This is a genomic window from Corynebacterium mendelii, from assembly GCF_017307055.1.
Classification (GTDB): Bacteria; Actinomycetota; Actinomycetes; order Mycobacteriales; family Mycobacteriaceae; genus Corynebacterium; species Corynebacterium mendelii.
The window spans coordinates 635,443-656,161 of record NZ_JAFLEQ010000003.1 but is presented as its reverse complement, the minus strand read 5'-3'; the positions used below and the strand labels follow the sequence as shown (position 1 = coordinate 656,161).

General features: G+C 65.2%; 15 protein-coding genes. 2 read left to right on the top strand and 13 right to left on the bottom strand.

All coding sequences use genetic code 11. The features are described 5' to 3' along the window. Window positions 1-9: 9 nt before the first annotated feature. Window positions 10-759, bottom strand: coding sequence for an SDR family NAD(P)-dependent oxidoreductase (locus JZY06_RS02585; protein ID WP_207118321.1), 750 nt, complete (start codon window positions 757-759; stop codon window positions 10-12). 17 nt (window positions 760-776) lie between these two features. After that, complete coding sequence (locus tag JZY06_RS02580) at window positions 777-1,937, bottom strand: M24 family metallopeptidase (RefSeq protein WP_207118218.1); 1,161 nt, start codon at window positions 1,935-1,937, stop codon at window positions 777-779. 46 nt (window positions 1,938-1,983) lie between these two features. Between JZY06_RS02580 and JZY06_RS02575 the strand changes: the two genes are divergently transcribed. Then, entirely contained in the window at window positions 1,984-2,721 is a 738-nt protein-coding gene (locus JZY06_RS02575) for a hypothetical protein (RefSeq protein ID WP_207118217.1), read from the top strand. 92 nt (window positions 2,722-2,813) lie between these two features. Here the strand turns inward: JZY06_RS02575 and JZY06_RS02570 are convergent, their stop codons facing one another. From JZY06_RS02570 to JZY06_RS02530, 9 genes are all read right to left on the bottom strand, one after another. Then, window positions 2,814-4,433, bottom strand: coding sequence for an ABC-F family ATP-binding cassette domain-containing protein (locus JZY06_RS02570; RefSeq protein ID WP_207118216.1), 1,620 nt, complete (start codon window positions 4,431-4,433; stop codon window positions 2,814-2,816). A 139-nt stretch (window positions 4,434-4,572) separates the two neighbouring features. Further along, on the bottom strand, window positions 4,573-7,422 hold the full coding sequence (locus JZY06_RS02565) for a DEAD/DEAH box helicase (RefSeq protein ID WP_207118215.1): 2,850 nt from the start codon (window positions 7,420-7,422) through the stop codon (window positions 4,573-4,575). A 44-nt stretch (window positions 7,423-7,466) separates the two neighbouring features. Then, complete coding sequence (locus JZY06_RS02560) at window positions 7,467-10,553, bottom strand: DEAD/DEAH box helicase (RefSeq protein WP_207118214.1); 3,087 nt, start codon at window positions 10,551-10,553, stop codon at window positions 7,467-7,469. An 80-nt stretch (window positions 10,554-10,633) separates the two neighbouring features. Beyond that, window positions 10,634-11,707, bottom strand: a complete 1,074-nt coding sequence (gene tatC, locus JZY06_RS02555; protein ID WP_242516439.1) for a twin-arginine translocase subunit TatC — start codon at window positions 11,705-11,707, stop codon at window positions 10,634-10,636. A gap of 151 nt (window positions 11,708-11,858) precedes the next feature. After that, the gene (gene tatA, locus JZY06_RS02550; protein ID WP_207118213.1) at window positions 11,859-12,134 is read right to left on the bottom strand and encodes a Sec-independent protein translocase subunit TatA; all 276 of its coding nucleotides are present in this window, start codon (window positions 12,132-12,134) and stop codon (window positions 11,859-11,861) included. Between the two features lie 120 nt (window positions 12,135-12,254). Next, complete coding sequence (locus JZY06_RS02545; RefSeq protein WP_207118212.1) at window positions 12,255-13,232, bottom strand: helix-turn-helix transcriptional regulator; 978 nt, start codon at window positions 13,230-13,232, stop codon at window positions 12,255-12,257. A gap of 56 nt (window positions 13,233-13,288) precedes the next feature. Further along, window positions 13,289-14,287, bottom strand: a complete 999-nt coding sequence (locus JZY06_RS02540; RefSeq protein WP_207118211.1) for a helix-turn-helix transcriptional regulator — start codon at window positions 14,285-14,287, stop codon at window positions 13,289-13,291. A 190-nt stretch (window positions 14,288-14,477) separates the two neighbouring features. Continuing rightward, a complete protein-coding gene (gene pafA / locus JZY06_RS02535) occupies window positions 14,478-15,962 on the bottom strand; it encodes a Pup--protein ligase (RefSeq protein WP_377769002.1) in 1,485 nt (494 codons plus the stop codon). After that, a complete protein-coding gene (locus JZY06_RS02530) occupies window positions 15,926-16,117 on the bottom strand; it encodes a ubiquitin-like protein Pup (protein ID WP_207118210.1) in 192 nt (63 codons plus the stop codon). The genes pafA and JZY06_RS02530 overlap by 37 nt, the downstream gene beginning before the upstream one ends. 196 nt (window positions 16,118-16,313) lie before the next feature. Here JZY06_RS02530 and JZY06_RS02525 point away from each other — a divergent pair, with 196 nt between their 5' ends. Continuing rightward, on the top strand, window positions 16,314-17,492 hold the full coding sequence (locus tag JZY06_RS02525; protein ID WP_207118209.1) for an aminotransferase class I/II-fold pyridoxal phosphate-dependent enzyme: 1,179 nt from the start codon (window positions 16,314-16,316) through the stop codon (window positions 17,490-17,492). A gap of 8 nt (window positions 17,493-17,500) precedes the next feature. Here the strand turns inward: JZY06_RS02525 and dop are convergent, their stop codons facing one another. Next, window positions 17,501-19,033, bottom strand: a complete 1,533-nt coding sequence (gene dop / locus JZY06_RS02520) for a depupylase/deamidase Dop (protein WP_207118208.1) — start codon at window positions 19,031-19,033, stop codon at window positions 17,501-17,503. Window positions 19,034-19,090: 57 nt separating this feature from the next. Beyond that, window positions 19,091-20,659 carry a proteasome ATPase gene (gene arc, locus JZY06_RS02515; RefSeq protein WP_207118207.1) on the bottom strand — a complete coding sequence of 523 codons (1,569 nt, stop codon included), beginning with the start codon at window positions 20,657-20,659 and terminating at the stop codon, window positions 19,091-19,093. Between the last annotated feature and the right edge of the window lie 60 nt (window positions 20,660-20,719).

Below are 20,719 nucleotides of genomic sequence, written 5' to 3'. Positions count from 1 at the left end.
GGGAGTCCCCTACCGCGGCATGTGCCGCCACACCGGCCGGGGCACCAGGCGCATGATGCGGGCCAGCAGCTCAAGGCGCCGGGGAATCCACAAGGTGCGGCTGGTGTGCACCCCCGACCGGTTCTGTTTGTCGATGGCGCCGACAATGGCCTGCGCCACCTGTGCCGGGGTCACCGACAGTGGCGCGGGTGTCATGCCCTCGGTCATACGGCCGATGACGAAACCGGGGCGGGCGGTGATCACCCTGACGCGGGAGCCGTGCAGCCGGTCGGCAAGCCCCTGGCAGAAAGCATCCAGCCCGGCTTTGGTTGACCCGTAGACATAGTTGGCCCGGCGGGCCCGCCACCCGGCGATCGAGGACAACGCCACCACCGTCGAATCGATCGGCTGGCGCCCCAGCAGGTCGGCAAGCACGGTCAGCAGGCTGATCTGGGCGGTGTAGTCGACGGTGGCCACCCGCACCACCTCCTGCTCATCGGTGTCGGCCACCTGCTGGTCGCCGAGAATCCCCACCGCCACCACAGCCAGACTCAGCGGGCCGTGGGCGGCAATCGCACCGGTTGCCATCTGCCGGTGGGAGGCGAAGTCGGTGGCTTCGAAAAAACACACCGAGGCTGTAGCCCCGCGGGCCGCCAACTCACCGACAAGCCGCCCGCAGGCATCGGGTCTGCGGGCGGCGACGGTGACATGGTCGCCGGGACGCACCCACAAAAGGGCGATCCGGGATCCGATCTCTGAGGTCCCGCCGACCAGCAGCATGTGGCGTGCCGGTGTCGTCACTGCAGGCTGCGGGGACGCTGGTTGAGTACCTCGCATCCGGTGTCGGTGACAACGACAATATCTTCGATACGGGCACCGGTGATGCCGGGCACATAGATACCCGGTTCGATGGAAAACACCATCCCGGGGGCCAGCGTCAGGTCATTTCCGGCGGTGATGAACGGTTCCTCGTGGGTCGACAGACCGATACCGTGGCCGGTGCGGTGCACGAAATACCTGCCCAGGCCGGCCTCAGAGATGATCCCGCGGGCAACCGCATCAATCTCGCTGCATGATACTCCCGGGCGCACCGCCTCGATCGCCGCCATCTGGGCTTTTTCCAGCACCGCGTAGGCGGTGCGCATTTTCTCGGACAGATCATCCGGTGTGGTGCCCTCCACCAGATAGGTGCGGGTGCAGTCCGAGCGGTAGCCGGCGCCGATGCTGCCGCCGATATCGACCACCACCACATCGCCCTGCTCGAGTTTCCGGTCGGAAAACTCGTGGTGCGGGTCAGCACCGTTGGGGCCGGAACCGACAATGACGAAATCGACACTGGTGTGCCCGCCGGAGATGATCAGCGAATAAATGTCGTCGGCGACCTCACGCTCGGTGCGGCCGGGAACCAGCAGGCTTTTCACCTGGGCGTGCACTTCATCGATGGCGCGGGCCGCGGCCTGCAGCTGCGCGATTTCCGCCGCGTCCTTGATCATGGTCATGGTCCGCACAATCGGGGTGGCCAGCACCGTCGAATCGGACCGGTGGCCCAAAAGCTGCTGGAAACGGAGCACATGGTCGGCGGTCAACGACTGGCCGACACCGATCTTCGCCCAGTAGGCGCCGGTTTTGCCGCGGGCCGCATTCAGCGCCAGGGTGTGCGGATCATCGCCGTCCTCCCACCCGAGAACCCGGATACCGGCGGCCGCGGCCGGTGAGCGTTTCAGCTCGCCCACATCGGTTTTCGGGGTGACGATCACCGGCTGGCGCCCGTCGGCGGGAATGGCCAACACCGTCAAACGCTCATGGGTGGCTATCCACGAGCCGGTGAAATAGGCGAAGTCGCTGCCGGTTCCCAGAATCAAACCGGTCAGCCCGTCGGCGGCGGCCTTCCCGGCGGCCTGTTCCAGCCGGGCGGCATAGACGGAGGGTTCAAATTGAGAAAGTGCTGTAGCTGACATGCATACAAGTTTAACCTGTCGGGGCCCTCCATTAGGATCAAATTCCATGGCTTATGACGCACCCGGCTACACCGCCCGCTGCCGACTGACACCGCCCTGCCGGGACTGGGCCGGGGCTGCGGCGTCAGCGGTGGTCCGGCTAACCTACGGGCACCGTTACGCCACCGGATTTCTGACGAATCTGGAACGCATCCGCCTCGCCATTGAAACCGGCACCCTGCCCGACGCGGTGGCACAGCCTGCTCCCCTGGTTATTTTCGCCCGGCATTCCCTTCCGGCCGCCGCCGGCCGGACCATCCGGGTGACCGCCGGGACCGGACGGTTCACCATCGCCGCTGCAGTGGCCATCCCCCACACCGATATTGCCGTCGGAATACTGGGCGACGACCCGGTCACCGGTGTGGTGTTGCCCGCCCTGGGCATGGGGGGACGTTTCCTCGGCTCCGAGGCGATCAACCTGGGTTTCGGGGGCACGGCCGACCACAGCCCGGACACACTGACCCCCCAGGTCGGGCGGGCGAGAATGATTGCCCACCTTCCCTTCGCAGTCTCCCGGGACACCGGCATCCGCATCCGGCACGCCGGTGTTGTGGCATCGCCGTCGACGATGCGCAACGGTGATTCCGGCGGCCCGGTCATCATCCGCAACCAGGTCGTCGGCGTGCAGTCGATGCTGCTGAACCTCGGCCGGCTGCAGCTGTCGAGTATCAGCCTGATCGGCCCCCACCTGGTGCCCATTATCCGCGCCGCAGTTCATCTCACCGGCACACACGCAGCCGCCTGACACAACCTGCACAGATCCCCGCCCCGGCTCCCCCGGCGGCAACAGCGGACAACCCGCCCCCTCGGCCGGTAGCCGCCGGTATGCCCACCGTCTCATGCAAGCACTTCGGAGACTTCTCCCCCCTGCACCGTCAGAATGCGGGTGGCCCGGAAGGAATCCTTCAGCCGCCGGTCGTGGGTGATCAGCATAACCGTGCCGGAAAAAGCATCGATCGCCTGCTCCAACTGCTCAATGGCCGGCACATCCAGGTGGTTGGTCGGTTCGTCGAGCACCAGGGTGTTGCAGCCCTGGGCCTGCAGCAGCGCCAGCGCTGCCCGGGTGCGCTCCCCCGGCGACAGATTTTTTCCCGGGCTGGTGACTTTCTGCTCGGCCAGGCCGAACTTCGCCAGCAGTGTCCGAACCTCGCTGGTGGTCCAGTCGGCCAGCAGTCCGGCGAATGCGTCGCCTAGGCTCACGGTTGTGGCAAACCGGTCCCGCAGCTGCTCCACCCGGCCGATCACCACCGACGAACCCAGATTGGCGCTGTCGGTCAGCGCCTGAAGCAGCGTCGATTTACCCGCCCCGTTATCTCCCTCAATAAGCACCCGGTCGCCGGCGTTGATCTGCAGGGAAATCGGACCCAGTGAAAAATCGCCCGCGGTGACGGTGGCATTGTTCAGCGTTGATACCACCGTCCCGGATCGTGCGGCTTCGGCAATGCTCAGCTGCAGCACCCATTCCCTGCGGGGTTCGGTCACCTCCTCCAGACGGTCGATGGCACGCTCCGACTGGGCGATTTTCGCCGCCTGTTTCTCGGTGCGGGCGGTCGAGGCGTTGCGCAGGATTTTATCGTTGTCCTTCGCCGGTGCCGAGGCCCGCCGCTTCCCCTTGTCCAACCAGTTTTTCTGGGTGGTGATCCGCGCGGCAAGCCCGGCCCGGCGGCGCTCGTAATCCTCATAGGCCTGCCGGGCACGGTCCCGGGCGCGTTGTCTTTCAGTCAGGTAGGCCTCGTAGCCGCCGCGGAATATGGCGATGGTCTGCTGCGCGGAATCAAGTTCCACAATCCCGGTGGTGGTGCGGGCCAAAAACTCCCGGTCGTGGCTGATGACGATCATCGGCCGGTGGTCACCGGCGACAAACTGCTCCAGAATCTCCAATCCGGCGGCGTCAAGATCATTGGTGGGTTCATCCAGCAGCACAATATCGTGGCGGGCCAGCATCAGCGCCGCCAGATTCGCCCGCGCCGCCTGCCCGCCCGACAACCCCGACATGGCGGTATCAGGCGAGACATCCAGTTCCAGTCCGGCAGCCACAACCGCGAAACGTTCGTCGAAATCGGCACCCCCGAGAGCCAACCAATGCTCCAGCGCATCCGCATAGGCGTCGCCGACATCACTGGTGGCCAACTGTTCGGCCAAATCATCCATTTCTTTCCCGGCCGCCGATACCCCGGTGCGGTCACGGACGAAATCGGCCACCGACACATCATCGCGGGCGACTTCCTGCCGCAGCCAGCCGATGGTGGCATCGGGGGGACTGACCGTCACCCGGCCGGTGGTCTCCAGCCCGGCCGCCGGGCAGGCGCCGATCACCGACAGCAGCGTCGACTTGCCGGACCCGTTGGCCCCCAGCAGACCCCATGTTTCACCGGGGGCCACCACCAGGTCAAGACCGTCGAACAGCCGCCGCGGCCCGAAGGCGCAGCCAAGATTATGCAGGGTGAGGGTGGCCATGGCGGTGTTCTCGATTCTCGTCCGGATCTTTGCCTGTCCGGTCGGCGGTGTGGTAGGCGGCCTTCCGGTGCCCGGCACACGACAGGATGTGGTGCATGAGGGGGTGAACAATGAATAAGAGGGTGATGAAACGGTTCGGTCAGGCGCCGATGGCCACCACACCCCGGCGGATCGCATCAATGGCACGCCGGGCGTTGCGGGTGATTTCCTCGGTGTAACCGGTGGCCGCGACCTGTTCCAGCAGATCGATGACCTGGCGGCACCAGCGGACAAAATCACCGGGGGTCAACTCCGCCCCGCAGGCCGCGGCCGCAGCCATGCAGTAGTCCATCGGTGCCCCGGCGGTCCACTGGTGGATGGCCAGTGAGAAACCGCCGTCGGGTTCCCGGGTTCCGGGAAGCGACCACCGCTGCTCATCGACGGCCAGCTCCCCGTAAATCCGGGTGATGCCGTTCATGGCGTCGGCCAAACGTTCAGTCGGCGCATCAGGCCTGCCGGAGGTTTGTTTGCGGGTTTCGAACACGCACATCGACACCGCCCCGGCAAGCTCGGCGGGATCCAGGTCATTCCAGATGCCGCGGCGCAGACACTGGGCGACCAGAAGATCGGACTCATTGTGGATGCGGGCCAGGTTCTCCCCCTCCGGGGTCACCGACGGGGTTCCGCCGGTCTCAGCTGTTGCACCACCGGCGAATTCGACATAGCCGTATTCGGCCAACAGTCCGACGATCCGGTCGAAGGTGCGGCCCAGGGTGTCGCGGGCGGAGCCGATGGATTTTTCCAGCCCCCGAAGTTTCACGCGCGCTTTGACCAGCCGTTCGGCAACACGGGCGATCTCTTCCCGGTGGGGGAAACGGTGCCCCGGGTGCTGCCGGATTTTCACCGCCAGATTGTCCAGTGTTTTCGGCTTTTTCGGCTTCGGCGCCCGCAGCTTCCGCGGCGGCGTGATTTTCTGGGAAAACAGGGCCTCCATCTCGTATTTGCGGCGCCTGCCGGCCGGTGCGCCTTTATGTTTTTTCAGCTGGGTGTGCCCGATTTTCTGGGGCGGGACTTTCAGCTGTGCGGCATGCAGCCGTCCGTGCCAGCCATCACCGGAGGTCACCCACGGCTCAGGTGAGGTCCCCGGGCGGGCGGTTTTGGTGACAATGCCGGTGTGGACCTTTTTCTTTTTGTCCGCCCAGGCGATGATGTCGCCGACGACCAGGCTGTCGAGCAGCTGCATGGTCATCTCGTCGGCCATCTCCAGCCGCCGCCGGTGGAAGGCTTTTTCCTCCCGGTTGAGTTTCTGCCGCAGCTCAATGTAGTCGAGGATGGTGGTGAAAGCGGCTTCGTGGAGCGCCCGGTCATCGTCACCGTCACCGGCGGGCAGCAGCAGTGCCCGCATCCTCTCATCGAATGGGATGCGCCCCAGCATGCCGCGCAGTTCCCCTTCGGTGGCGGCGACCAGCTTTTCCGCCCGCTCCAACCGGTCGGTGTCGGCGACGACATCGACATCGGTTTGGAACTGGGCGAAGGATTTTTCCAGCAGCCGGTGGGCCGGCTGGAAACCGATGGTGTTGATCAGGTTCACGGCCATGTTGTAGCCGGGCCGAAACGTCGAGATCAGCGGATAGGTTCTCGTCGAGGCCAAACCGGCGACGAATTCGGCATCCACCGACGGGGTCCACAGCACCACCGCGTTGCCCATCACGTCGATGCCGCGGCGCCCGGCACGCCCGGTCAGCTGCGTGTATTCGCCGGGGGTGAGATCGACGTGGGCTTCCCCGTTGTATTTGACGAGTTTTTCCAAAATGACCGTCCGGGCCGGCATGTTGATGCCCAGCGCCAGGGTTTCGGTGGCGAAGACCGCTTTCAGCAGCCCCTGGGTGAACAGATCCTCGACAATGTGACGGAACGCAGGCAGCATGCCCGCATGGTGGGCGGCGATACCGTGGCAGGCGGCTTTTTTGAACTGCGGGAAATTGAGAACCGCCAGGTCCTGCTCGTCAATGCCTTCCACCCCGTGGTCGACGATCCGGGCGATCTCGTCTTTTTCGTGGGCGTTGGTCAAATCCAGCCGGGAGCGCAGACACTGGAACACCGCATCGTCGCAGCCCGCCCGGGAGAAAATGAAGGTGATCGCCGGCAGCATGTTTTTGCCCTCCAGGATCCGCAGCACCCCGGCGCGGCGCTGCATCCTCGACGGCGCCCGCCGGGGGGTGTGCCGGTTGCGTTTTCCCCTCGGCTCCCAGTTGCGGCGGGAGCCGGCGGTTGTCGCGCCGAATTCCTGCGGGGTGTCGGGGCCGGTTTTGCGGGCGGTGGAAATCGCCTGGATCAGCTGGTTGTTGACTTCCCCTGTGGCCCCGGATTTCAGCAGCGGATGCAGTTTGCCGCCGACCATCATCCACTGGTCCAAAGGCACCGGCCGGGTTTCGGTGACCACGATGTCCGTGTCGCCGCGCACCGTTTCCAGCCAGGCGCCGAATTCCTCGGCATTGGACACTGTGGCCGACAGCCCTATCACAGTGACCGATTCATCCAGGTTGAGGATCACCTCTTCCCACACCGGTCCCCGGGAACGGTCGGCCAGGTAGTGGATTTCGTCCATGACCACATAGGCCAGCCGGTCGAGCGCCTCCGATCCGGCATAGATCATGTTGCGCAGCACCTCGGTGGTCATCACCACCACATCCGCCCGGCCGTTGATGGACACATCCCCGGTCAGCAGCCCGATATTGGCGGCGCCGTGGGCGGCGACGAAATCGTGGTATTTCTGGTTCGACAGGGCTTTGATCGGGGTGGTGTAGAAGCATTTCGTGCCCTCTGCCAGGGCTTTGTGGACGGCAAATTCACCGACGACTGTTTTTCCCGCCCCGGTGGGCGCGCACACCAGCACCCCCCGGCCGGCGTCAACCGACCGGCAGGCAGTGACCTGGAACTGGTCGGGTTCGAAGTCGAGGGTGTCGGAAAAGGAATCGAAAAAAGCGGTCCGGGCGTTGTTGTCCGTCATGGCACCAAGGATAACCGCTGGTGCCCCACAGTCGTCGCGGCCTGTCAGTAGCCCCAGGTGACCACCCCGCGGCGGATGTGGCTGATCGCCTGCGAGGCGACGGCGGCCAGGTGCCGGTCCCCGCTGAGGGTGACAATCGTTTCCAGCAGCCGGGTGGTGGCCTGTGCCCAGTCGACGAACATTCCCGGTGACAGCGACTGTCCGGCCAGCCGGGCGGTTTCCCGGCATTCGGCCAGTGTCTTGCCCGTCGTCCACAGATACATGGCCACACAGGCCTGCTCGTTGGGGGCTTGGGCCGGGGCAAGACCGCGGGCGCGGGCGGACTGCTCCAGCTGCCACCAGGTCATTCGGGTGACGGTCATGGCGAACTGCATGGCGCGGGTGGGCGCTTCGACACCGGTTGTGTTGCCCGCCGGTCCGGTGCACATCGACGCCACACCGGCAAGCTCGGCCGGTGACAGCCCCGACCACACCCCGCGGCTGATGCATTCGGCGGCCAGCAACGAAAACCGTCCGGTCAGCCCGGCCAGCAGTGTGCCGGTCGCCGTGAGCTTTTTGTCGGCGACGGCGGTTTTTCCGTCAACGTCACCGTCACCGTCATCGTCGCCGTCGGCCGGATCGGCAGCGGTGTGCTGTGCCGTCGCATCGTCCATGTAGCCCAGTGAGGTCAGCTGGCTGCAGGTGATGTCGAAAATCCGGGTGGTGCCGACCCCGAGTTCGATGCGCTGGTCGCGAAGCTGCGCCAGCGAGCGGCGGGCTTCGATCAGCCGGTCGGCGAGCAGCCGCATCAGCTCACGTTCCTCCCAGCCGTGGACCGGGTGGGCGGCTATCCGGTCATCAAGGGCGCTCAAATAGTCGTCGCCGATACTGCGTTCGGGGAAATCGGGCACCGGGTATTTTCCGGCGGCAAACCCGGCACTGACCTGTGCCCGGTAGTCGGGGACCCGGGAAAATGACTCCGCTCTTTTGCGCCTCGAGACCGGGGAGGCGGAGATTTTCCTGCTCCGTGGGCGGGCCGCGTTTTTCGGCGGGCGTTCCAGCCGCATCACCCCGACTTTCACCGGCGGGTAGGCCACAGAGTCGGCGGTGAGCCATTCGCCGCGGCCGGACGGGTGGAAAATATGGACCACCGGGTCGTTGCCCTGCGGGGCGGAATCGTTGACCACGGCCGCCAGCCGGGTCGAGCGTCTGCCCGGAAGGGCGATGACATCACCGTGGTTGAATTCCGTCAGCCGCTTTGCGATTGTGCGCCGCAGATTTCTGTGGGCCTGACCGGCCAGATAATCCAGATGGCTCATCCGCTGGTTGCACAATAATGCGTAGTCAACCACCAGTTGAACCATCTCGTCGCGGCCGGTTGTGCCCGGCGCCTGGCCGGCGTTGTCGGCAATCGCTGTGTGAAGCTTGTCGACCATTGTTTCCGCTTCCCGGATCCGGGCGGTGATCTCCCCGGTAAAGGTACGGTCGCGGCGTTCGGCGAAAGAGCACGCCACCAGGGTGCGGGCACGGTGGTAGCCGTAGGCGTCGGTCAGCCGGGCGGCCATGCCGTGGTAGGGCACCAGAGCCGATTTCAACCGAGGTGGAATTCCGGTGGCCATGGCGGCCAGCTGTGCGGCAGTGACCGTGTCATCGGCCACCACCACCGCATGCCCGTAGTCGTCCAGGCCTTTGCGTCCCGCCCGGGCCGCCAGCCGCGCCCAGGTACTGGCGGTGATCTGTTCCTCGGCTTCCGGTGTGTGGTGGCGCCTGGAGGACAGCACCACTGTTTTTGTCTGCGGGGTGAACAACGCCTCCTCTTCCCCGGCGGTGAACACCACCTTGACCAGCCCGCGGACAAATAGATCCTCAATCATGCGGCGGAAAAGCGGCAGCACCCCGGTGTGGTGGGCGGCATAGCCCGCGACCAGTTGACTGCGCAGCACCGAAAAACGCAGCTCGTCGAGATCCTCGATCGGGATGCCGGCCACGGCGGCCTCCACGATCCGCCGGATAGCGGCACTTTCCTGCTTGTCGGTCAGGCGCACTTCATGCGCGAGACAGGATTCGGCGACCTGGTCGCAGCGCAACCGGCCGGGAACCACCACCACGGCCGGCAGCATCGCATTGTCGGCCAGTATCTCCAGCTGCCGGTGGTATCCGGTCGACGAGCCGGCGACCAAGGGACGTCTGCCCCAGTTGACCGGCGGAACTTTCTGCCCCTTGGGCCGCCGCGGACCCCACAGGCTCGTCGTCTCCGGGGGCACCGATGCCCGGGCCAGGGCCAGCAGCTGGTCGAACAATTCCTCCCGGGTCGGCTCCCCGCCCGGTTGCCCCCGGTCGCTGCGCCCGGCAGCGGTCGCCGTCTTCCCGGCACCGGTAAACGTCACCGGGGTGCCGTCACCGCCGTCGCCGTGGTTGTCCCCACCGGTCTGCCCGGCGGGGCTTGCGGCGGTGGTTCCGGCGTGGCCGTCGGCGTGCTGCGACTCGTGCAGGGGAAGCAAAGCATCAGCGGCAATAACCCAGTGTTTCAGCGGCACCGGCCGGGTGTCAACGGTGACCAGCTCCACTTTCTGCCCCAGGTTGCCCAGCCACACGGCAAGATCGGCGGCGTCGGGACCCCGGTCACAGATGGCGACATAGGGCACCGATCCGCCCACCGCCATCATCACTTCTTCCCACGCCGGTCCACTGACCCTGTCCCCGATGTGGTGCACCCCGTCCAAAATGACTTTGTTCAAGGCGGCGAAACGCCCGGGAAGGGTGTGCATGCGGGTGCGCATGATCTCCACGGTGGTCACCACCACCGGTGCGTCGGCGTTGATTTCGCGGCCGTCCATGATCAGGCCGACCTTGGTGCCGTCGAGCAGGTTCTCCAGTTCCCGCCGCCGGTGGGTGGCGGTGAGAGGGGCATCGACAATCCAGGCGCAGCGGCCCCCGGTGTCCCGGTTGTGCCAGGCGGCGAACGCGCCGATCAACCTGGCCCCGGCTCCGGGAAGAGCGGACAACAGCACATTGGCGCCGCCGGCCACCAGTTCACAGGCCTGAAGCTGGTGCGGTTCGGCCTGCCGGTCAAGCCCGGTGAAAAACGATTCCACCGTGCTTGCGGCGGTGGCAGTGTGCTCGTCAGTTCGCGAAAAAGAACCCGGTTCCATGACAACCACCCTAGCGGGCGGATGGGCCGCCGCGGGCAGCGTGTGGCCGCAGATGTGACAGCCCGCGGGAAGAAGGAGGTTTAGACCACGTCGTCGAAGTCACCGGGACCCGGCTGCTGCTGTCCGCCCCGCCGCAGGCCGGGGGGTTGCGCTGCGGCGGATCCGTAGGAACCGGGGCGCACCGGCTGCACCGGCCCGAGCGGTTGGGCGGGTTCGATCGGCTGCACCCCACCGGCACCGGTGGCGGCCGAATCCAGGCGTGATGCCTGCGTGTCGTCGACATCGAGCCATTCGGGCCGGTTGACTGTGCGCCGGCGGTCGTTGATCCGGCAGAACTGGAACGCCAGCTCCACCAGCAGACACAGCACCAGGCCCAGCACCAGCATCGAGAAAGGATCCTGGCCGGGGGTGGCCACAGCGGCGAAACAAAACAGCACGACAATGATTATGCGCCGCTTGTCACGGACCGCCTCATAGGGAAGCAGCCCGAGGATGTTGAGCATCACCACTATCAGCGGCACCTCGAAAGAGATGCCGAAAATCACCAGCAGCGTCAGCAGGAACTTGAAGTAGAGCATGCCGTTGAGGGCGGTGGTCTGCGTGTCCTGGCCGATGGACAACAGAAAACTCAGGCCCACGGAGACAATGAAGTAGGCCAGCACCGCCCCGGCGGTAAACAGCAGCACCGCCAGGGAAATGAATATCCGCGAGATACGTTTCTCGTTTTTCATCAACCCCGGGGTGATAAACCCCCACAGCTGCCCCAGCCACACCGGGGAGGAAAACACCGCCCCGGCCAGCGCACCGGCTTTCAGCCGCAGCATGAACATGTCAAATGGCGCGGTGGCCAGCAGCTTGCATTCCCCGTCGGCGGAGAAATCGGCGCGCCGCTCCGGGGGGATGTCACAGTAGGGTCCCCGCAAAATATCGCCCAGGGTGGGGATACGGATGTTGACCGCCCCGACCGCGATGTGCACCCCCTGCGCGTACCAGATGTAGCCGATGATGGTGCCCACACACAGCGCCGCCACCGACACAATCACCCGGCGGCGCAGTTCCTGCAGATGCTCCACCAGACTCATCGACCCGTCGGCGCCGCCTTTGCGGCGCACCGGCAGCCGCAGCCTGCGGCGCTGATTGTCAGTGTCAGTCATAGGTGGAAGATCACAACCGGTGTTGAAGGTGCGGGGGGTCAGGCAGCCGGGCGCGGGCATCTGCACTGGCGGTGCCGGGCGCGTGTCATGGGCCGGCCCCCGGCGGCAGATGACTGCCGTCCCGGCCGTCGTCTGGTGTGGCTGGTGTTTTTTACTGCTGCTGGTTGGGGTTGTTTAAGGGGTCAACCGGCTGCTGTTGGGAAGCGGCCGGGTTCGGTTGACCGGGCTGCGGAGCCTGGTAGCCGGTGCCGGTGATCTGCTGTGGCTGGGGGTTGTCGTCGTCGTTGGCCATTTCCTTGACCTCCGATTTGAAGATGCGCATCGAGCGCCCCAGAGACCGGGCGGCATCGGGCAGCCGTTTGGCGCCGAACAAAACGACGATGAGGACAAGGAGGAGAAGAATTTCGGGGAAACCGAGAGAGGGCATGTCGTGGTCCTGGTGGTCGGCGTTGGGGTGTCCGGCCGCACCGGCAATCGGGTGCCGGTGCAGCTAGGGCGGGCCACCCACAGATGTGGTCGGCTCTACGACGTGCAGGCCGGTGGTGTCTTAGGACGGGTAGGCCGCGCGGGCACGCTGTGCCCGTTCGGCGACTGCCCGGCGCACGTCGTCGGGTACATCCACTGTAATCCCCCCGCCCTGGGAGAGCACAAATGAGGTGATCCAATCATGGGTGTGCCACCGGATGACGGCGTTGAACAGGCCGTCACGGCGCGCCCGGCGGGAAATCTGGATCGGCTCATAGTCGGCCAGCCACCGCAGATGCCCCGCCACTGAGGCCTTGGCCACATGGGCTTCATCGAAGTTGAAGGGGTCGGCATCATCGAAGGCGAATTTGTCGGCCCGCGGATCACGGTCACTATCGGTGGCCACGGGGTTGCTGACGCGGTCGAGCCGGAAGTTCCGCGGCTCCTGCCGGTCCCGGTCGAAACCGGCCACATAGCGGTGCCCGTGGTGGAAAAACACCACATAGGGGTCGATGGTGCGCTGCTGCGGGGTGGTGTCGCTTTCCTTCAGGTAGTCGAAGCTGACAGCCGTGCGGTGTTGCCGCGCCGCAGCGATGGCGGTGAGGATCCCGGCATCCGGATCCTTGTCCGGATCCCCGCCGCGGATGACCACATCCAGCCGTTTGCCGCAGATGGCCAACAGCTTGTTCAGGGCCGATTCGATGGCCTCCGGTTCGGCGACACCGGGAATGCTGCGCAGCTGCTCCAGTTCCAGAACCAGGGCGCCGGCCTCGGCCAGCGACAGCCGCAGCGACCGGCCGAGCTTCATCCCCCGGGTCAGCTGCAGCTGGTAGTTGTCTTCGTCTTCATCGATGAGCACACTGTCGTCGAGGTAGGGTTCGCAGCCGTTCTCGCACAGGCCGACCATCCCCAGGACCTTCAAATCTTCTTTCAGTGTCTGCTGGTCGACACCGAGTTCCTCGGCCGCGACCCACGGGCTGGGGGGCGTGGGCCGTTGCTTCAAATACCGCACCAGGCTGATCCGCCGGGCTGTGTCTATGGAATGATTCGTCTGTTTCATCATCGTTGTTCCTGCGTTTCAAGCGGGCTGTTCGGTGTTCCTGGCGGATGCTTTTTTCAGTTGCTGTGCTGTTCGATCAGGGCGTCCAGGCCGGCAACGATGTCGTCGACCACATCCGCCGGGGATTCGACCACAAGATCCGGGCCGAATTTCAGGGCGGTGGACACCAGCTCCGGGCGCACCACATGTAACAGCCGGTAGCGCCCCGGCTGCAGGGCCACCCCGCCGGTGACGAAACGGACAACCGGCGGCGGGGCGGTGGGGCTGACGGTGACCACCGCATCAACCCGCGGCGCCAGGGAGTCCAGGGTCTTTTCAACCAGGGCGCGGATATCGGCCGGAGCCGGTTTGTCGACTGTTGCCTCGTCGCCGGTTTTGCGCACGTCAGTGAGCTTGGACACCCGGAAACACCGGGTGTCTTTTTTCTCCGGATCCCAGCCGACCAGATACATTTTGCCTTCGTGGTTGACCAGGCCCCACGGCTCGAGTTTGCGTTTTTCCGCCACCGCTTTGTCAAAAGCCCGGTAGCCGAAGCTGCACACCATGTTCTCGTCGGTGGCCGCCAGCAACGTGGTGATCACCGAATCATCCATCGACAGATTGTCGTCGAGGAATTTCACCGGTTCACTGACCGGCCGGTCTGCGTCGATGCGCCCGTCGACTTTCAGTTTCCGCCACCCGGAGCGGGCGAAAGAACCCAGCTGGGAGCCGTCGGAGAGGGAACCGGCCAGGGTGATCACCGCGGCCTCATCGGGGGTGAAGTCGATTTCGGGAAGCCCATAGACATCGGTGTCCAGCCGCACCCCGCCGGTGTCGATCCGGGTGATCGGGACACCGGTGACCTGCAGGCGGCTGACATCCTCGCTGAGCATGCTCGACAGCCGTTCCCGGGCGTCGGCAGAGGTGGGTTTTTCGTAGCCGAACACCTTGTTGCCGATTGTTTCCGTCGAGGCTTCTCCCCCTGTTCTGTGCAGAAGGAAAATCAGCAGGTTGAGCAGGCGTTCTTCCATCGGTCCGATGGGTGTGCGTTCCGGTTTGGCGGTGATATCGGTCATGGTGTGAAGACTCGTGTCCTTCGGCGTGGGTGTAAAAGCCGTGCGTGCCGGGTGCCCCGGCATGCCCCGCACACGGTGTGGGTGACTGCGCCGGCAGCTGCCGCACGGCGGTGACCATCTTGTTCACCAACGCTACCGCGGCAGCCGTGTGCCTTTGTTTTGGCGCGCCGCGGGTACCCCCGCCGTGCGGCTACTGCGCCGGAAAATGGCGCGCCATGTGTTCCAGCAGTTCATCGACTGCCGCCGATTCAGTGGCAAACGGGTCCGGCAATTCGACGGCAACCGGCTCCGGGCGGGAAAGTTTCACCCGCATCCAGTCGACGGTGACCGGGGCGCCGAGCCTGTCGGCGGTGCGCAGAAACCGCCCGCGGATCGCCGCCCTGGTGGTGGGTGGCGGCGCATCGATGGCCGCCTGGATGGCACTGTCGCTGACCCGGCTGTTGATGCGCCCGCGGTCCGTGAGAGCCTGCAGCACCGACCGGCCGGGCCGCAGATCGTGGTAGGCGTAGTCCAGCCGGGCCAGCTTCGCGTCGCCCAGTGTCAATCCGCGGTCCAGATAGGCGTCGAAGAGCTTTGTTTTCGCCACCCAGTCCACCGATCCGGCAATCGGCGTGAGATCCCCGCTGTCCAGGCAGTCCAGCACCGTCGTCCACAGCCGGTGGATCGCCTTGAGCTGTGCGGTGGGGGTGCCTTTGCCCTCGTCCGGTTCGGGGCGCTTGTCCAGCCACCGGCCGGCCGCATCGCACCAGGCCCGCTGGATGGCCAGCGCGGTGGTGGTCACCGAGTGGTCGAGATGAACCGGCGCCCGGCCGGTGGTGTCGCGTGCCACCGTGTGGATTTGTTCGATCGATCCGGTCAACTCCAGGCCGTCGGGGGCGGCGTGCGCCTCAATCATCTCCAGCACCAGCAGGGTGGAGCCGATTTTCAGCCGCAGACTGTCATCGGCCATATTCGAATCCCCCACGATCACGTGCAGGCGCCGCCACCGGGAGGAATCGGCGTGCGGTTCATCCCGGGTGTTGATGATCGGGCGGGAACGGGTGGTCGCCGAACTGACGGCCTCCCAGACATGATCAGCCCGCTGGGAGATAACGAAGCAGGACTCATCGATATCCGGGTACGCCGCACCCGGGCGGGCGATGGTGCCTGCCCCGCAGATCAGCTGCCGGGTGATGAGAAACGGCAGAAACAGCGCCCCCAGGCGTTTGATCACCACGTCACGGCCGACCAGATAGTTTTCGTGCGCCCCGTAGGAATTACCCACCGAATCGACGTTGTTTTTCAGCACCCATATGGTGGCCCCGTCGCCGCCGAAGTCGAGGGAGCCTTCGGCTTTGACGGCCAGTCCGTCGATGATGCGGTCGCCGGCTGCCACAAAGGCCGCCAACTGGTCGATGGTGGTGCATTCGGCGGTGGCCCATTCCGGGTGGGCGCCGACATCGAGGTAGAGCCGGGAGCCGTCGGGGTGGAAAATATTCGACGAGCCGTACTGTTCGGCCACCGGCCGGAACATGGCCCGGGCCACATCGTCGGGGCTGATCACCGTCCCGTCCGCCAGGCGGCCGGTGACCCCGTATTCGGTTTCCAGCCCGATGATCCGGTTGACGTGGGCGGCTGCGGGATTCAGGGCGGAAATGGTTACTGTCCGCCCTTCTGGACGTAGGAGCGGACGAATTCCTCGGCGTTGTCCTCCAGAAGATCGTCGATCTCATCGAGCAGATCATCCGCCCCCTGGGCGTTGATCTGGCTTTGGGCGCCCGGCTGCGGGTCCGCGCCGTCGTCGCCGGAGGGTGTGTGGGCTTGCTTGTTGACCTGCCGACCTGTGGCCATCGGTATCGGTTGCTCCTTTGCGCGTGGCTTGCTGGGTGCCGGGAAACGGCCTGTGGGAAAGTCTAGCCCGTTACAGCCGGTAGCCCAGGGCAGGCTTACTGCCCCAGCGTGTTGTTCCACCTAAACGGCTGTCATCCCCGGCGTGTCACCCGGCCCCGGGGTGGGCCTGCCACCGGGGCGGCTCTACAGTGGTGCCATGTCCAGACTCGTATCCCGGCTGGATGGTTTCTCCGAGACCATCTTCGCCACCATGACAAATCTCGCGGTCAGCCGCGGCGCCATCAACGTCGGCCAGGGCTTTCCCGACGAGGACGGCCCGCAGTCCATGCTCGATGAGGCCTGCCGGCAGATTGCCGCGGGCAACAACCAGTACAGCCCCGGCCGGGGGGAAATGATCCTGCGGCAGGCTGTGGCCACCGACCGTGGGCTCTCGACCGGTATGGAGGTTGACCCGGAGTCGCAGGTGCTGATCACCGTCGGCGCCACCGAAGCGATCACCGCCACTGTGCTGGCCCTGGTGGAACCCGGCCGGGAGATCATTGTTGTTGAACCCTACTATGACGCCTACGCGGCCGCCGCCGCCCTGGCCGGGGCGCGACTGGTGCCGGTGGCACTGGAGCTGGATGATGACGGCTTCCACCTCGACCCGGCCGCACTGGCTGCTGCGGTCACCCGCGACACAGCCATGATCATCATCAACACCCCGCACAACCCGACCGGCATCGTGCTGGAAGAACAACAGCTGAAAGCCATAGCCGACATCGCCATCGCCCACGATCTGCTGGTGCTGGTCGACGAAGTCTATGAAAAGCTCGTCTATGACGGGCGCCGCCATCTGCCGCTGGCCGCCATTGACGGCATGGCCGGGCGCACCATCACCGTGTCGTCGGCGGCGAAATGCCTCAATGTCACCGGCTGGAAAACCGGCTGGGCGATCGGTCAGCCGGATGTAATCGACGCGGTGGCCAAAGCCAAACAGTTTCTCACCTTCGTCGGATGCACCCCGGTGCAGCCGGCGGTGGCCCATGCACTGCTCAACGAACGGGAGTGGATGGCCCGGCTGTGTGCGTCGATGCAGTCACGGCGCGACCAGCTCTCCGCAGCGCTGGTGCAGGCGGGTTTTCGCGTCTACCCCACCGGCGGCGGATATTTCATTGTCGCCGATGCCGCTCCCCTGGGGGTGGACGATGCGGCGCACTTTGTCACCACCACCCTCATCGACCACGGTATTGCCGCGATCCCGGTCAGCCCCTTTGCGTCCTCTGGGAACCGGCACCGTTTCGATTCGCTGGTGCGTTTCGCTTTCTGCAAAAAGGAGCAGACCATCGCCGAGGCGGCCGCGGTGCTGTCCCGCCTGAACCTGGCCGGGGGCTGACAGGTTTTTCAGTCCGGCTCGTCGATGCGGACCAGCCCGCGCTGGGCCAGGCGTACGGCAATATCGACCGGGTCACCTGCCGGGGTGATCACATCCCGGCAGTCGGCTTCGGTTCCCATCCCGGGATCGGGCAGCACCATGCGGACACAGCGTTGGTTGTTCGACACCACCAGCGAATCCCAGTTCGCCGCGACCACACTGTCGCTGTAGTGGTGCATGAACGTTCCCCTGAGATACGCCCGCGAATCCACCGGCGGTTTCCCGGCGGCCCGGGTGATCTCGGCGGGGTCGACGAGGGTTCTCATCCGGCCTTTGCCGACAAGAGCGTGGTAGAGCGAACGCTGCGGATCAATGTCGGCGTACTGCAGGTCAACCAACTGCAGCTTCGGTGAATCCCATCGAATCCCCCGGTCGGTGAAACCTTTCACCAGGGCGTATTTGGCCGTCCAGTCCAGCAGGTCGCTGGTCGACAGCGGATCGTCGTCGAGCATGCCGACAATGTTCTCCCACAGCTCGACGACTTTTTTGTCCCCCTCGCCGGTGGCGAAGTCCCGGCTGGCGGCGAGGTATTCCCGCTGGATGTCGAGGGCGGTGGCGGTGCTGCCGTCGGCCATGGGCAGCCCGGCGGTGAGGGTCAAGTCCCGGGAGATGGTTGTCACCGCCTCCACCGGCCGGGCCAGCGCCAGGTGGCTGAAATCCACCCCGGCCTCAATGGCGTCGAGCACCAGTTTGGTGGCCCCCAATTTCAGCAGGATCGACACTTGTGAGCAGTTGGTGTCCCCGATGATCACATGCAGCCTGCCGAAACGGGCGGCGTCGGCGTGCGGTTCATCGCGGGTGTTGACAATACCGCGGTTCATTGTCGTTTCCAGCGAGATTTCCTGCTCGATGAAATCGGCCCGCTGGCTGATCTGGAAGCCGGGTGTTTGACCCCGCTGCCCCAGGCCCACCCGTCCCGCCCCGGCGTAGATCTGGCGGGTCGCGAAAAACGGGATCAGCGCCTGCGCCATGGTGGAAAAATCGGTGTCCCGGGAGTAGGTGTAGTTTTCGTGCGCCCCGTAGGAGGCGCCCTTGCCGTCGGTGTTGTTGCGGTAGACCTTCAGCGGCGGGCAGGGGTCGTGGCCCTGCAGAATCGACCGGTTGGCGGCCGACAGTTCCGCCACTGCGCGGACCGCCCGGCGCATGATCACATCCCCGGCTTTGTCGTGGATCATCGCCACGAGAGGATCGGATGTTTCCGGCGACGAGAATTCCGGGTGGGCGTGGTCGACGTAGAAACGGGCCCCGCCGTCGGTGAGCACATTGGCCACCCCGAGCGCATTCGGGTCGACCACCGGAACCGTGTGGTAGCGCTTCAAATCGAAACCGCGGGAATCCTTCAGCGGTGATTCGGGCGCGAAATCCCACCGGGTGCGTTCCCGGGAACTGGTCAGGGCGGCGAAAGCCACCACCGCATGGGTGGAGGTCACTATCGGCGACAGCCCCGGCTGTGTCGGGGTGGCGATGCCGTATTCGGTTTCTGTTCCGATGAAACGTGTCATGGTGGCCTGGGGGATCTGGTCGGCGGACGGGTGGTGCGACAGGCCCGCGCGCGGGTGTCAGTAGGACAGGATACGGGCTGCGACAACCGTCAGCCCGTGCCGGCCGGCGATGCGTGACCAGGCCTGCGGGTTGGTGGTGTTGGGCAGGTCCTCGTTTTCCAGGTTTTCCGCGTCGATGGCACAGATCAGATGCCGTTCGGTGATACCGGCTGGGTTGCCGGACAGATGGTCTTTGATGGCCTCTTTTTTCGCCCGGCCGACAATATTGGCGATCATCGCCCCGGAGACGAAATCGGAATAGTGCAAAATCTCGGTCGACCCGTCCACCAGGGTCAGCTCCACGAAAGGCTTCGGGGTGAAAAGATGCGCCACCGCCTTGTCGATCAGATCGGGGGTCGGCTGGGCGCAGGGCACCGAGCTTTTCAGGTGCTTGGCGAAAATATCGGCTGCTTCCCGGGCAGTGGGGCGGTGCACCCGGATTTTCACATCCAGCCGGCCGGGCCGCAAAATAGCCGGATCAATCAGTTCCTCGCGGTTGGTGGCCCCGATGACAATCACATTCGACAGGGCTTCCACCCCGTCAAGTTCCGCCAGAAGCTGCGGGACGACGGTGGTTTCCATATCGGAGCTGACCCCGGAGCCGCGGGTGCGGAAAATCGATTCCATCTCGTCGAAGAACACAATCACCGGACGCCCCTCGGTGGCCAGTTCCCGGGCACGTTCGAAAATCAGCCGGATCTGCCGTTCCGATTCGCCGACGAACTTGTTGAGAAGCTCAGGGCCTTTGACATTGAGGAAATAGGAGGCGTGACCGTCGCCGACCCGGGTGGCCAGGGAGTTGGCGACCGCTTTGGCGATCAGTGTTTTACCGCACCCGGGAGGCCCGTAGAGCAGCACGCCCTTGGGCGCTTTCAGGTCATAGGTGCGGTAGAGCTCCGGGTGGAGGAACGGCAGTTCCACCGCGTCACGCAGACGGCTGATCTGTTCGTCCAGGCCACCGATGTCGCGGTAGGTGACATCGGGGACTTCTTCCAGCGCCAGCTGGGTGATTTCCGCTTTGGGAATGACCTCGAAGGCGTAGCCGGCTTTGGCGTCGATGAGCACGGTATCGCCCGGCTTGGGGGTGTGTGCCGCGGGGCCGACAAGCCGTCCGGCCAATTTGACCAGATGTTCGGTGCCGGAGGAATCGGCGACGATCGCCCGGGTGGAGTTGACGATTTCCTCCACATGGGCCAGCTCCCCGCTGTCGGTGAAACCGGTGACCTCCACGATCTGGGAGCCTTCCCCCAGCATCACCAGGCTGCCGGGAACAAGGGTTGCCTCATCGAGGGTGGGGGACACGCTGACCCGCATGCGTCTGTTGGAGGTGAAAATCTCCGCCTGGGCGGTGGTGCCTGCGGTGAAGCCGAGAAAAGTGCCGTACACGCACGGCGGTTCCGCCAGCCGCTCAACATCGGTTTTCATCTCGTCGAGCTTGTCGCGGGTGGTTTTGAGCAGTTCGACGAGCTTGGCGTTGCGGGCGCCCAAAGTCCGGTTGGCGAGCTTGAGTTCCGCCAGCTGCTGGCGGGAGTCGCGGTCGCCGGAGTCGGTGCCATGACGGTTGGTGCTCGTTAAAGGGCGGGTCATGTCATCCAATCTATACTAAGCATGTCCTTAACCCCCGACCCGGCCGGCCGCACCTGCCGC